The 12,492-nt window shown below is 60.6% G+C and carries 13 protein-coding genes and 1 tRNA gene; 7 read left to right on the top strand and 7 right to left on the bottom strand.

The window, feature by feature from the left end; genetic code table 11:
- Window positions 1-39 precede the first annotated feature (39 nt).
- Complete coding sequence (locus tag NXC24_RS01105) at window positions 40-2,202, top strand: mechanosensitive ion channel family protein (RefSeq protein WP_104821615.1); 2,163 nt, start codon at window positions 40-42, stop codon at window positions 2,200-2,202.
- A 97-nt stretch (window positions 2,203-2,299) separates the two neighbouring features.
- On the top strand, window positions 2,300-3,328 hold the full coding sequence (locus NXC24_RS01110; RefSeq protein WP_104821616.1) for an aldo/keto reductase: 1,029 nt from the start codon (window positions 2,300-2,302) through the stop codon (window positions 3,326-3,328).
- 36 nt (window positions 3,329-3,364) lie between these two features.
- Here NXC24_RS01110 and NXC24_RS01115 read toward each other — a convergent pair whose 3' ends face one another.
- The 4 genes from NXC24_RS01115 to NXC24_RS01130 all read right to left on the bottom strand — a co-directional run bounded on the left by NXC24_RS01115 (window position 3,365) and on the right by NXC24_RS01130 (window position 7,041).
- The gene (locus NXC24_RS01115) at window positions 3,365-4,093 is read right to left on the bottom strand and encodes an SDR family NAD(P)-dependent oxidoreductase (protein WP_104821617.1); all 729 of its coding nucleotides are present in this window, start codon (window positions 4,091-4,093) and stop codon (window positions 3,365-3,367) included.
- Entirely contained in the window at window positions 4,090-5,211 is a 1,122-nt protein-coding gene (locus NXC24_RS01120; protein ID WP_104821618.1) for an alkene reductase, read from the bottom strand. The genes NXC24_RS01115 and NXC24_RS01120 overlap by 4 nt, the downstream gene beginning before the upstream one ends.
- A 187-nt stretch (window positions 5,212-5,398) precedes the next feature.
- Window positions 5,399-6,205 (bottom strand): alpha/beta hydrolase, encoded by an 807-nt coding sequence (locus tag NXC24_RS01125; RefSeq protein WP_104821619.1) that lies wholly within the window; start codon window positions 6,203-6,205, stop codon window positions 5,399-5,401.
- 86 nt (window positions 6,206-6,291) lie between these two features.
- A complete protein-coding gene (locus tag NXC24_RS01130; RefSeq protein WP_104824944.1) occupies window positions 6,292-7,041 on the bottom strand; it encodes a sulfite exporter TauE/SafE family protein in 750 nt (249 codons plus the stop codon).
- Between the two features lie 101 nt (window positions 7,042-7,142).
- On the opposite strand from NXC24_RS01130, the gene NXC24_RS01135 reads away from it, so the two are divergent.
- Window positions 7,143-8,051 (top strand): LysR substrate-binding domain-containing protein, encoded by a 909-nt coding sequence (locus NXC24_RS01135; RefSeq protein WP_104821620.1) that lies wholly within the window; start codon window positions 7,143-7,145, stop codon window positions 8,049-8,051.
- 47 nt (window positions 8,052-8,098) lie between these two features.
- On the opposite strand, the gene NXC24_RS01140 is transcribed toward NXC24_RS01135, so the two are convergent.
- Window positions 8,099-8,644, bottom strand: a complete 546-nt coding sequence (locus NXC24_RS01140) for a cytochrome b/b6 domain-containing protein (RefSeq protein ID WP_104824945.1) — start codon at window positions 8,642-8,644, stop codon at window positions 8,099-8,101.
- Entirely contained in the window at window positions 8,625-9,101 is a 477-nt protein-coding gene (locus NXC24_RS01145) for a MarR family transcriptional regulator (protein ID WP_104821621.1), read from the bottom strand. Before NXC24_RS01145 ends, NXC24_RS01140 begins: the two co-directional genes overlap by 20 nt.
- Window positions 9,102-9,196: 95 nt before the next feature.
- On the opposite strand from NXC24_RS01145, the gene NXC24_RS01150 reads away from it, so the two are divergent.
- Complete coding sequence (locus NXC24_RS01150) at window positions 9,197-9,565, top strand: antibiotic biosynthesis monooxygenase family protein (RefSeq protein WP_104821622.1); 369 nt, start codon at window positions 9,197-9,199, stop codon at window positions 9,563-9,565.
- 171 nt (window positions 9,566-9,736) lie between these two features.
- Here the strand turns inward: NXC24_RS01150 and NXC24_RS01155 are convergent.
- A tRNA-Ser gene (locus tag NXC24_RS01155) sits at window positions 9,737-9,826 on the bottom strand.
- 234 nt (window positions 9,827-10,060) lie between these two features.
- Between NXC24_RS01155 and NXC24_RS01160 the strand changes: the two genes are divergently transcribed.
- The 3 genes from NXC24_RS01160 to NXC24_RS01170 all read left to right on the top strand — a co-directional run bounded on the left by NXC24_RS01160 (window position 10,061) and on the right by NXC24_RS01170 (window position 12,257).
- Window positions 10,061-10,378 (top strand): hypothetical protein, encoded by a 318-nt coding sequence (locus NXC24_RS01160; protein WP_104821623.1) that lies wholly within the window; start codon window positions 10,061-10,063, stop codon window positions 10,376-10,378.
- A gap of 57 nt (window positions 10,379-10,435) precedes the next feature.
- A complete protein-coding gene (locus NXC24_RS01165; protein ID WP_245463917.1) occupies window positions 10,436-11,254 on the top strand; it encodes an AraC family transcriptional regulator in 819 nt (272 codons plus the stop codon).
- Window positions 11,255-11,381: 127 nt separating this feature from the next.
- The gene (locus NXC24_RS01170) at window positions 11,382-12,257 is read left to right on the top strand and encodes an NAD(P)H-binding protein (RefSeq protein WP_104821625.1); all 876 of its coding nucleotides are present in this window, start codon (window positions 11,382-11,384) and stop codon (window positions 12,255-12,257) included.
- Window positions 12,258-12,492 lie beyond the last annotated feature (235 nt).

Genomic DNA, 12,492 nt, shown 5'->3' on the forward strand with positions numbered 1-12,492 from the left:
AACAGGCTGGTCGGGCCGATTGCGAGAAGGGCGGCGCATATGAGTATTGTCGGGGGTGGCAGGCGGTCGATTGGAGCTCTGCTTCTATGTCTTATTGCATTTGCCGTACCGGCTGCGGTCCATGCGCAAACTGCGGCCGCACCATCGGCCGCCGCTCCGCCACCGGAGAAGGTCCGCGAACTCATTCAGTTGATGAACGAGCCCGACGTCAAACAGTGGCTTGCGTCGCAGGTGAATGCCAAGCCTGCGTCGACGGACAATCCTAGCTCGGGCGGCGGCCAGATGTCGGAATTGTCCGATACGCTCGGCCATACCCGACGGCACCTGGAGATAGTGTCTCAAGCCGCGATGACATTGCCTTCCGAGGTGATGACGGCCACCAAGCGGCTTGAAAACGAAGGTGAGGCGGCGGGCCGGGTGCGCATCGGCATTCAGGCGGTGGTGCTGTTTTTCTTTGGTCTCGTGGCCGAACTGGTGGTTGCCCGCCTGATCAATGCCAAGCATATGCAGCGTACCGAGCGGGCGGCCGGGGTTGAGACCGAATTGCAGGCCGCGCGCTTCCAGTTCATGGGCGGCGTGGTGCCGGCCATCGTTCATGGCGTGGCGATGCTGGTTCCGCTTCTCATCTTCGATTGGCCGCCGATCATCGAAAGTTTTGCAATCGCCTGCGTCATCGCGATCGTCTCCATAAGGCTGGCGGTCTCGCTCGGCAGACTGCTGATGGAGCTGATAGCGATGCGAAGGGCGAGCGATGTTCTCGATGAGGATGGTGGCGCTGCGCGGATCGCCGAGCGGCGGCGCGTCGCGAAATACTGGTACAGGCGAGGCACCCTTTTCGTCATCTATTTCGCCTGCGGCTGGGCGGTGGTCCAGGCCATGGAGCCGCTCGGCTTCTCCGATGGCGCCCGCGCTCTGGTCGGCTATACGCTTGGCATCGGCCTGTTCCTGATTGCCGTCGAAGCTGTCTGGGCGCGTCCCGCGCATGCTGGAACGAATGGCAGGAAGGTCATCTCGTGGCTGTTGACCATCTATTTCGCCGCGCTTTGGTGCCTGTGGGTGAGCGGCTTCAATGGTCTGCTCTGGCTTGGCATCTATGTCATTCTGCTGCCGCGCGCGCTTTCGGTGTCGTCGCGGGCGGTGGAAGCGCTGCATGATGCGGCTGGCGGTGTTCTCGGTGCTGGCACGCTTGCGACAGTGCTGCTCGACCGCGGCGTACGCGCCGTCATCATCGCGCTTGCTGCCCTCTGGCTCGGCCATATGCTCGGTGTTGAAGCAACCATGATGATGAGGCCGCCTGAATCCATGATCGACCGCATCGCACGCGGCATCATCGGTGGCATCGTCATTCTGCTCGCCGCCGATTTGCTCTGGCATCTGTCGAGGACCTACATCAATGCCAAGCTGTCCGCGTCTGCGCCGCTCGTCAGCGACAGCGAGGAGATGAGGGCCCGGCGCGCTCGGCTGCACACGCTGCTGCCGATCTTCCGCAATATCCTTGCCGTGGCCATCGGCATCATCGCCATCATGATGGTGCTGTCGGGTCTCGGTATCGAGATCGGGCCGCTGATCGCCGGCGCCGGCGTGGTCGGTGTTGCCGTCGGTTTTGGCGCGCAGACCATCGTCAAGGATGTCATCAGCGGCATCTTCTATCTCTGGGATGATGCCTTCCGCATCGGCGAATATATCGAAAGCGGCAACCACAAGGGCGTGGTGGAATCCTTCAGCCTTCGCTCGGTGAAACTTCGTCATCAGCGCGGCCCGCTGGCGACGGTTCCCTTCGGCTCGCTCGGAGCGGTCAACAACATGAACCGCGATTGGGCGATCGACAAGATCATCATCAAGGTCACCTACGACACCGATTTGACGAAGACCAAGCGGATCATCAAGGAGATCGGCCAGCGACTGCTCGATGATCCGGAACTGGCACCCAACATCATCCAGACGCTGAAGATGAAGGGTGTCGAGCAGTTCGGTGATTTCGCGATCGAGATTAGGCTGGCGATCACCACCAAGCCCGGCGAAGTCTCCGTCATCCGTCGTAACGCCCTGGCGATGATCAAGCAGGCCTTCGATGAAAACGACATCCATTTTGCCTTCCCGACGGTCCAAGTCGCAAGCGAGAAGGATGCCGCCGCAGCGGCCGCCCGCCAAGTGATCGAGATGCGGACGGCGGGCATCGAAGGTGTTGAACAAACCGGGTAACCGCCACACATCACTCAAGCACGAGTGCGGTCCGACCTCCGTACGGTTCGCTCTCGCGCGCCATCTTTGATGCATCCATCCTTTTGGAGGTTATGTTATGGACTATCGCTATCTCGGCGGATCGGGTTTTCGCGTGCCGGTCCTGAGCTTCGGTACCGGCACCTTCGGCGGCAAAGGCGAGTTTTTCGGTGCCTGGGGCGCCACCGACGTCAATGAGGCAAGCCGTCTGATCGATATATGCCTCGATGCCGGTCTCAATTTCTTCGACAGCGCCGATGTTTATTCCGGCGGCGTTGCCGAGCAGGTGCTGGGCGAGGCGATCAAGGGTCGCCGCGACAAGGTGCTGATTTCCACCAAGGCAACCTTTCGCTCGGGCGATGGGCCGAATGATGTCGGCTCTTCGCGCTTCCACCTGATCAAGGCCGTGGAAGCTTCACTGAAGCGCCTGCAGACCGATCATATCGACCTCTTCCAGTTGCATGGCTTCGATGCCATGACACCGGTCGAGGAAACGCTGTCGGCGCTCGACGATCTCGTGCGTGCCGGCAAGATTCGCTATGTCGGCTGCTCGAATTTCTCCGGATGGCACCTGATGAAGTCATTGGCGGCGGCCGATCGCCACAACCTGCCGCGCTATGTCGCGCACCAGGCCTATTATTCGCTTGTCGGCCGCGATTACGAGTGGGAACTCATGCCGCTTGCTGTCGATCAGAAGGTCGGCACCGTCGTCTGGAGCCCGCTCGGCTGGGGCCGCCTGACCGGCAAGATTCGTCGAGGCCAACCATTGCCGGAGGTCAGCCGCTTGCACAAGACGGCGGACAATGGCCCACAGGTGGACAACGAGTATCTCTACACTGTGGTCGATGCGCTTGACGAGATTTCGAAGGAAACCGGCAAGACTATCCCGCAGGTGGCCCTGAACTGGCTGCTGCAGCGGCCGACAGTGTCGAGCATTATCGTTGGCGCCCGCGACGAAGGCCAGTTGCGCGACAATCTCGGTGCCGTCGGTTGGAACCTGACCACGGAGCAGGTCGCCCGCCTTGACGCCGCCAGCGCCCAGACGCCCACCTATCCCTATTGGCATCAGCGCGGCTTTAGTGAACGCAATCCCTTTCCTGCCGGCTGAGGATTTTTATGGGGTCGGCGCTGGTAAGCGCCGGCCTCAGAACGTTTCCTTATAGGGGCGCAGGTCGATCTCCTGCGTCCAGGCGGAGGGATGCTGGCGGTGGATATGCCAGTAGGTCTCGGCGATGGCATCGATGTTGAGCAGCGCGTCGGCCTCCACGTCCGGCCGCCTTGACCGCAATCTTTCGCCGTCGATGCCGCCATCGATGATGGTGTGGGCGACATGCAGGCCAAGCGGCCCGAACTCCCGCGCCATGCTCTGGCTGATCATCCTTAAGCCCGCCTTGGCGGCGGCGAACTGCGCATATCCTGCCTTGCCGCGCAGGCTTGCCGAAGCGCCGGTAAAGATCACTGTGCCGCGTCCGAGGGGGACGAGATGCCGGGCCGCCTCCCGCCCGACGAGGAAGCCGCCGAAACAGCAGATGCGCCAGAACTCCTCGAACTCGGCGGCGGTGACGCCGCGAAAGCCGACATGACGATTGATGCCGGCGTTAAAGACGATGAAGTCCGGCGGATCGATCTCATCCTGCGGCGCAAAGGCATGCTCGAACAGCCGCTTCACCGCGGCTTCGTTGGTCGCATCGGTTTCTATCGCTTCGGCACTGCCGCCAGAGGCATTGATGGCGTCAGCGACCTTGGTGATCTTTTCCAACGTCCGGCTGGCGATGATGACATGGTAGCCTTTGTCGGCCAGCAGCCGGCAGAGGGCTGCGCCGAGACCTTGTTCCGCTCCCACTCCAACGATGATGGCGCTTGGCATACTCATTCCGCAGCCTCCCTGGCGTCCAATGTCGGATAATCCGTATAGCCCTCTGCGCCGCCGCCGTAAAAGGTCGGGCGATGATAGGGGTTGAGGCTCGCGCCGCGGCGAATGCGCTCCGGCAGATCGGGATTGGCGATGAACAGTCGGCCGAAAGCGATGGCGTCAGCATGGCCGGCGGCGAGGGTAGTCTCGGCGGTTTCAGGCTTGAAATTGCCGGCGGCGATCAAGGTTCCGGACCAAGCAGGACGGAAGAGCTCCGCTGCCGACGGTACGTTCTTGTGGTCGACTTCGGCTTGGCCGGCGCCGCTGGCGCGCGGTTCGATCAGGTGCAGATAGGCAAGGTGCAGCCGGTCGAGCTCGCGGATGACATGGCCGTAGAGCCGCAACGGATCGTCCTCGCCGCTGTCATTGGCAATGCCGAAGGGGGAGAGGCGGACGCCGACGCGATCCGAACCCCAGACCTTGGACACCTCCTCGATCACTTCGAGCAGCAGGCGTGTCCGGTTCTCGATCGAACCGCCATATTGGTCAGTGCGTTGGTTCGAACGGGCCTGCAGGAATTGTTCGATCAGATAGCCGTTGGCGCCGTGGATTTCGACACCATCGAAACCGGCCGCCTTCGCATTGGCAGCCGCCCGGCCGTAGACGTCGATCAGCAGGGGCATCAGATCAGTATCGATTGCCTGCGGCGTCTCGAAGGGCACGCGCTCGAATGACGCCGTGAAAGCATTTCCGGCAGCCGCGATCGCCGACGGCGCGAATGGCAGGTCGCCATCAGGCTGATGCGAGGAATGGGAAATGCGGCCAACATGCCAGAGCTGCAGAAAGATCCGGCCGCGCTTGGCGTGAACCGCTTGGGTGATCGCTTTCCAGCCGGCGATCTGCTCCGACGTATGGATGCCCGGTGTTGCCGGCATTCCCTGTCCGGCGGGCGAAATCTGCGAACCCTCGGAAATGATCAACCCGCCCCTCGACGCGCGCTGCGCATAATATTCGACGTTCATCGCTGAAGGCACGTTGCCCGGCTGGCCTGCCCGCATGCGCGTCAACGGCGCCATGACGACACGATGCGCCAGTTCGTATGGACCGACGGCGAGCGGCGAAAACAAAGTAGTTGTCATGAAATTCTCCTGCCTGGAGCGGATTTTGCTCCCTGGGCGGAAGGGCCGGTCAGCGGCGGTTCGGTCTGGGGAGATTCGAAATATGATGATCATCATTTATCCGAACAATCGGACGTGCGCAACCAAATCCCGCGCGAGCAAGATCCGGAGAATGATGATTCCGCCGGGTTCCTGCCGGAGCCTTGGGCTACCCAGTAATCTTGCGAAGGAAAGTCAGCATCGCATCGTTGAACTGCCCCGGCCGCTGCAGCGGCGCGAAATGGCTGACGCCGGGAAGCAGGATAAGCCCCGCGCCCGAGATGCTGCGGGCGAGATGGTCGGCGTGGTCGCGCTTGATGAATTCGTCGTGCTCGCTATGCACGATGGCAACAGGCACGTCGATCTCGGCGAGATCGGAGGCAGAATAGTTCGGCTCCGTCCGCTGCATCAGGCTGACTGCCTGAACGAAGGCGTCGAACTGATCCGGCGTGGCCGAAAGCGCGGCATAGTCCTTCACATGTCGGGAAAAGCAACGGTCGATGATCGGCGTGGGCACGAATTCCTTTGTGCCGCTGGGGTCCATGTTGCACGCGAAATAGAAAACGCCTGCAATGCGCGCCGGATTGGTCCTAGCGAGGATCAAGCCGGTGCATGCCCCGTCGCTCCATCCGACGACGGCTGCTTTTTCAATGTGCAGCCTGTCCATCACGGCCAGCACGTCCGATGCCATCAGCTCATAGCTATAGGGTCGCAAATCGCGGGTGCTGCGCCCGTGGCCACGGCTATCGATGACGACGGCGCGATAGCCGGCATCGATCAAGGCCGGAACCTGATATCCCCAATTGCCGCTGTTTCCGAGGCCGCCATGCAGCAGGATCACCGGCATGCCGGACCCATAGGCCGCATACCAGATGCGGGCGCCGTCGTTTTCGACATGACCATGGACATCCGTGGCCGGCAGTGTCGCCGCGCCCTCTGCGGCAAATTTTTCGAGATCGTCGTCCTGGAATCCCATGCTGATCCGCCTCCCTGATGCCGTCCTTATATCGCATGACGCCGTGAACCCGAAACCTGGAAGAGGCTTCGCCGGCCGTTGGTGCGCTAGAAGAACGGACGCAGGGCGAGTTCGGTACCAAGCACGATGAGAGCGATCAGGAACCATCGGCGAAACGTTGCGGGACTGACCTTGCGTCGGATTGCCTGTCCCAGCCACATTCCGAGCAGCGCCGGCGCTACGGCGAGCGAGGACATCGCCAGATTATCGAGCTGAAAGGCTCCGCGCGCCGCCAATCCGATTGCAAGGGCGATGGTCGAAACCGTGAAGGAAAGCCCGAGCGCCTGGATCAGATCGTCCTTGCCCAATGCGAGGGCCTGAAGATAGGGAACGGCGGGAATGACAAGGACTCCGGTACCGCCAGTGACCGCGCCGGTCATCAGACCGATCAGCGCCGACAGCCAGGGTTCGGCCCTTTTCGGCACGGACAGTTGCCGGGCAAACAGGGTGTAGCCGGCATAGATGATCAGGGCGGCACCCAGCGCCATCGTGATCCACTGCGTATTGTCGCTCGCCAGCATCGAGGTGGCGGCGACCGTGCTGACAAGAATGCCGAGCAGCATGGGCCATAGCCTTCCGGCGAGGGCTGCGAAACTCGGTCCGGCGAACAACTGCCAGACATTGGAGACGAAGGACGGCACGATCAGCAAGGCGGCCGCCGCCACCGGCGGCATGATAGCGCCCAGCAGCCCCATGGCGACCGTCGGCAAGCCCATGCCGGTGACACCCTTGACGATGCCGGCGAGGAGGAAAGTTGAAGCGGTGGCAAGGATCAGCCAGGAAGAATGGTCGAACATGCCGCCATTTGTGGCAATTCCGCTGGCCGTCCGCAATGCGGATGATCCTAACTCAGCCTTTGGCTGTTCCGAAGGCTGGGGGCATGATAGCCTTCCGGCCCATGCGTTTCGATCTCACCGACCTTCGCCTGTTCCTGCTCGTCGTCGAGGCGGGCAGCATCACCCATGGAGCGGCGCGCGCCAATCTTGCGCTTCCTTCGGCCAGCGAACGGCTACGCGGAATGGAAGAGGTGAGCGGCGTGCGGCTGCTCGAACGCCGCCGCAGGGGGATCGCGCCGACGGCCGCCGGCGAGGCTCTGGCACACCACGCTCGTATCATCCTTCGGCAGATCGACCATATGCGGGGCGAGTTGGGCGTCTATGCCAAGGGGCTGAAGGGCAATATCCGGCTGCTGGCGAACACGGCCGCCATTACGGAATTTCTTCCCGAGGCGCTTGCGCCCTATCTCGCAACGCGTCCGCATATCGACATCGATCTGAATGAGCGGCTGAGCACCGAGATCGTGAAGGCGGTGGCGGGCGGCCTAGCGGAGATCGGCATTATCTCGGACGCCGTCGATGCCGGCAATTTGCAGCTCCTGCCCTTCGCCATCGATCGCCTCCTTCTCGTCCTGCCTGCCGATCATCCCTCGGCTTCAGCAAAGGCGCTTGCGTTTGTGGAAGTCGTCGGACAGGAATTCGTCGGATTGACGATCGGCAGCCCCTTGCAGGAGCATATCGACGAGCATGCGGCCCGTGCGGGCCATCCGCTGAAGTTTCGGGTCCGGATGCGAACATTCGAGGGCATCTGCCGAATGGTGGCCCAAGGCGTCGGCATCGGGATCGTGCCGGAAACCGCCGCGAAAAGATGCCGTCGATCGATGCCCATTCGCTCTGTCCGGCTGACCGACGACTGGGCAACACGCCGTCTCCTGCTCTGCATGCGTGCTATTGAGGACCTGTCTCCCTTCGCGCGCGATTTGGTCGAGCATCTGAGGACGATGGCGAAAGGCAAGGCGGGATCGCAATGAAATAATAAGAGGCCGAAGGTGAGGTCCCGCGGCTTTCCAGCACAACTCTAATCGCCGGACGACCCGGCATACCACATGCGCTGGAGCAGATCATCGCGGCGAACGAATTGGTGATAAAGGGCCGCACCGGCATGAAACACCAGCAGCCCGACAAGCAAGAAGGCACCCAAACCATGCGGTATTCGCGGCGGATAATCGGTGAAGTCGGGCAACATCGCCCCAGGCGCCCCAAATATAGCGGGTGCCGCGCCGCTTAGGATCATCATGCCGATGCCGCTGGCAGCCATACCAAGAATGACGAGGTAGAAGGCGATGTGAACCCCGCCCGCGATGCGCTCCTGCCAGAGAGGCAATCCCTCCGCCGGCAGTGGCTTCCGATCAAAACGCCACCACCAGACAATGCGAAGCAGCGTCAAGAACAGAATTGCGATCGCTACTGGAATATGGAAACGCAGGAAAGCAGCCTTGCTGGCCGCGCCCATAGCATTTGCGGCCCGGAAACCGGAGCCGAGCAGGGCCAGGATCAGGATGGCGCTCAGCCAGTGAATTGAGACTGCGACAGCGCCATAGCGATCAGACCTGCTCTTCAGCATCTTCATTTCTTTCCAGTTTGCCGCGCAGCACCGACATGACCCCGCGCATCGTTTCGATGTCCTCGACCAAGAGCCCGTCCGAGAGATCGTTGACCCAGGGGGCTTGCAGACGCATGGCGGCGTCGAATGTCTGCCTGCCCTTGTCCGTCATCAGGATGAGCTGCGCCCGCCGGTGGTGCGGATTGGGCTCGAAGGCAACGAGTCCGTCCTTCTCCAGATCGTTGACGATGCGCTGCACATTTTGGCGGTTGGCTCCCATGTCGCGCGCCAGCCACGCAACCGGCTGCGGCCGGTCCGCCGAATTGATAGCGCCGAGGATTTGCCAGCGGGCACTCGTCAGGCCGAGCGGAGCAACCAGCCTGTCGCCGGAGGCGAGCACGCGGCTGTGAAGCCTGAATAGATCGAGAATCAGACCGGTCAGGGCGATTCCGACCGGCGTTCGTTTGGTCTCTTGCATTTGTCATCCTGTATTCTATTTGACATCATAATGTCAATTATCTACGTGTATGGCGTCAGATTGACATCATGCAACCATATCGAACGGAGCACACCATGTCACCAATGCGCCCAATGGACCCCTCATTTCCGATTGACCGCCAAATCACCGTCGAAGCCGCCCCCGTTGTCCTCGTGAATCTCTTCACGCTCGATAAGGCGGATGAGGAGACGTTCCTCAATGCATGGCAAGACGATGCCGCGTTCATGAAGCGGCAGCCGGGTTTCATTTCGACCCAGCTTCATCGCGCGGTCGGCGAGAGCCCCGCCTATCTGAACTATGCCGTCTGGGAGACTATGGCTGATTTCCGAGCCGCCTTCACGCATCCGGAGTTCAGGAAAAAAATCTCGGCCTATCCATCCTCGTCCGTTGCCTCGCCCCATCTGTTCCAGAAGGTCGGGGTCCCTGGCATCTGCGTGGCATAGACGCGGCTGCGGCAAGAAACTGAAAAGAAGAAAAAAGCGAGAGTCGACGCGGCTCACACTCAAAGTTCTCGCCACGCAATGCTTGCTGGCGTCATGCTGTCGATCGGCATGACGCTTCGCGGCTACCGGAAGAGAATAAAAAGCTGAAATGATTATCGAAAATTTCGAGAATGGCGGACAGGGAGGGATTCGAACCCTCGGTACGCTTTCACGTACACACGCGTTCCAGGCGTGCGCCTTAAACCACTCGGCCACCTGTCCTTTGGCGTTTCGCAACCGGTCAGGAGGCAAATCGTCGGAACGGCCGCGATATATACCGATGAATTTCTTAGGATCAACCCGAATCTGACAGATTTTTGACTTCCCGACAGAAAACTCCAGACCTTTGGTCCATTGCGCTTATCCGGCTCCGATCATATCTAAGAAGAAGGACGGAGCGGAATGCAGTAACCCAGTCGACTATGGCCGACGGGAAGTGAGTATGCGGAGGGTTCGATGCGTTTCTTGTTGCGTTTTGCCAGTCTCGTCGCGCTGGTCGTTGCGGTGGTCGCCGGCACCATCGATTCCATCCAATCGGTTGCGGCCTCCGCCGTGGTGCTGACCCCGATGGAGGATGCCTGGAACGATGTCAGCCCGTCGTCCCTTGCGACCGTCCAGTCGCTGATTTCCTATTATATCCATCCGCGCCTTTATGATCTGGCCGTGCAGTGGTTGCTGTTCCAGCCGGCTTTCGCGGTGTTCTTGGCGATCTCGCTGCTTTTGTGGATGGCCGCCTACAAGAAGCCGCCGGTTGCCGGTCGCTTCAGCGTTTAGACCGCCCGGGCGCAGTAAGAATCCGGTCCACTGGGCGCTGGAGACGGGAGATGGAACTTGCTTGACCACGACCTCGGCCCCTTCGGCATCAGAGCGACCCGGTGGCATATCGCTGCTGGCCTGACATACATTCCCGCAACACCCTTTCACCGTCTTGGAATTCATATGGGAGCGCCGGTTAACGCCTCCTGCCGGTGCGACGGCTGGCAGCATCGCCGCGTTCAGTCGCATGGCGATATCGATATCGTTCCGGCCGGATTGGATGGCGAATGGGAAGACGACGCCGACTGCACAATTCTGCGCTTGTGGATAAGCCCCGCGATCATGCGCGGTGCGGCGGAGGATATGGAGATCGATCCAGACAGCATTGCCATCCGTCCCAAGTTTCAGCATCGCGATCCAGGTATCGAGCACATCGCCCTGGCGCTGGAAACGCAAACGAAGGTGGATGAACCCGCCGATCGCCTGTTCGTTGAAAGCCTTGGCAGGGCGCTGGCGGTGCGGCTCATCGCTGGTACATTCGATGCGACAACCGTTTCGGCTAGGCAAAAGCTTTCATCGAACCAGAGACGCAGGCTGGTCGAGTTCATTGAATCCCATCTTGATGGGGATTTATCGCTGGCACAGTTGGCGGAGGTGGCGGCGATCAGCGTTTCGCATCTGAAGGTGCTGTTTCGCCGCTCGTTCGGCATGCCGGTGCATCAATATGTGATCCGCCGCCGGGTGGAGCGCGCCAGACACCTGCTTGCCATGGGAGAGCTGTCGATCAGCCAGATCGCGCTCGCCGCAGGCTTCGCCCATCAGAGCCATATGGCACAGGCGATGAAGCGCATTCTCGGCATAACACCGACCGGCATCGCCCGGATGAGGCGATAGTCCAGGGAAGGTCGCGTCGGCACGGTATTTTGCTGTCCATTTCTGCTCTCCATTGTCCGATCCTGTGCGACAGGACGCATAAAAACAGCATGCTCCACATCCACGATGAACGTTTGAGGATGAAGAGATGTTCGTAATTTTGGGCGCGACCGGAAAGATTGGGCGGGCGACGATTGCCGAGCTTCGCCGCCAGGGCGCACCGGTAAGAGCCGTCGTGCGACGTCAAAATAGCGCCGATGATCTAAGCGCCATGGGTTGCGATGTCGCCATCGCCGATATTCAGGACAGTGCGGCTCTTTCTGAAAGCATGAGAGGCGCGACGGCCGTGCAGATCATCTGCCCCACAAGCGTTCAGGCGGATGATGCAGCCGCGGAGATGAAAAACAGCATAAGAACGATCGTCGATGCACTCGACCGGAACAGGCCGAGCTCCGTTCTAGCGATCTCCGACTACGGCGCGCATCTTGCATCCGACACAGGCATCACGCTGATTTTCCATCATCTGGAATCCGAACTGAAAAAGCTGCCCGCCGCTCTGACCTTCCTGCGCTCGGCCGAACACATGCAGAATTGGAGCCGCCAGATCGGACGCGCGATCGAGACCGGGGTGCTCCCAAGCCGGCATCATCCGGTCACTAAACTATTTCCCACCGTGTCGGCTCCCGATGTCGGCGTTATTGCGGGCGAATTGCTGCTATCCGGCACCCAGGCACCTCTCAGCATCATTCATGCGGAGGGGCCAGATCGCTACAGCGTCGAGGATGTTGCGCGGATTGCTGGAGAGCTTGCCGGCCGGAAAATTATCGCCAGCGAGATGCCTCGCCTGGACTGGATCCCTGCACTCGTTCGGGGAGGAATAAGCGCAAGCTATGCCGAACTGGTTGCGGAATTGTATGACGCCCACAATGCCGGACGGATCGATGCGGAGCCGGGTGTCGGCGATATAAGACGCGGCCGAACCGGACTGCGCGAGGTTCTGACTTCGATGATGAAAAGCTTATGACTGAGGGATCTCGACACGACGAGCTGCCTCGCGAAATCGGGCGATCAAATGCGTTTTGGACAATCGCTTTGATATAGATTACTCGAGTATCGAGGCAACCGATCGTGAATGCCGCAAGCGTTTAAGACCGTTCTTGCCACATCGGCCATCCGACCTTGTTTGGCTAATAAAATCGCAGTTTGAGGGCGAAAATGTTCAAAAATCAGCTCTCTTGGGCGGGTTTTTGGCAATTCCC

The organism is Rhizobium sp. NXC24, from assembly GCF_002944315.1.
In the GTDB taxonomy this organism is placed as follows: Bacteria; Pseudomonadota; Alphaproteobacteria; order Rhizobiales; family Rhizobiaceae; genus Rhizobium.

Excerpts from the sequence above, each read along its gene's own strand:
- NXC24_RS01115 (WP_104821617.1), bottom strand. The coding sequence starts at position 4,093 with ATGAGTATGCCAAGCGCCATCATCGTTGGAGTGGGAGCGGAACAAGGT.
- NXC24_RS01150 (WP_104821622.1), top strand. The coding sequence starts at position 9,197 with ATGTCACCAATGCGCCCAATGGACCCCTCATTTCCGATTGACCGCCAA.
- NXC24_RS01145 (WP_104821621.1), bottom strand. The coding sequence starts at position 9,101 with ATGCAAGAGACCAAACGAACGCCGGTCGGAATCGCCCTGACCGGTCTG.
- NXC24_RS01130 (WP_104824944.1), bottom strand. The coding sequence starts at position 7,041 with ATGTTCGACCATTCTTCCTGGCTGATCCTTGCCACCGCTTCAACTTTC.
- NXC24_RS01120 (WP_104821618.1), bottom strand. The coding sequence starts at position 5,211 with ATGACAACTACTTTGTTTTCGCCGCTCGCCGTCGGTCCATACGAACTG.
- NXC24_RS01105 (WP_104821615.1), top strand. The coding sequence starts at position 40 with ATGAGTATTGTCGGGGGTGGCAGGCGGTCGATTGGAGCTCTGCTTCTA.
- NXC24_RS01110 (WP_104821616.1), top strand. The coding sequence starts at position 2,300 with ATGGACTATCGCTATCTCGGCGGATCGGGTTTTCGCGTGCCGGTCCTG.
- NXC24_RS01170 (WP_104821625.1), top strand. The coding sequence starts at position 11,382 with ATGTTCGTAATTTTGGGCGCGACCGGAAAGATTGGGCGGGCGACGATT.
- NXC24_RS01125 (WP_104821619.1), bottom strand. The coding sequence starts at position 6,205 with ATGGGATTCCAGGACGACGATCTCGAAAAATTTGCCGCAGAGGGCGCG.
- NXC24_RS01140 (WP_104824945.1), bottom strand. The coding sequence starts at position 8,644 with ATGCTGAAGAGCAGGTCTGATCGCTATGGCGCTGTCGCAGTCTCAATT.
- NXC24_RS01135 (WP_104821620.1), top strand. The coding sequence starts at position 7,143 with ATGCGTTTCGATCTCACCGACCTTCGCCTGTTCCTGCTCGTCGTCGAG.
- NXC24_RS01160 (WP_104821623.1), top strand. The coding sequence starts at position 10,061 with ATGCGTTTCTTGTTGCGTTTTGCCAGTCTCGTCGCGCTGGTCGTTGCG.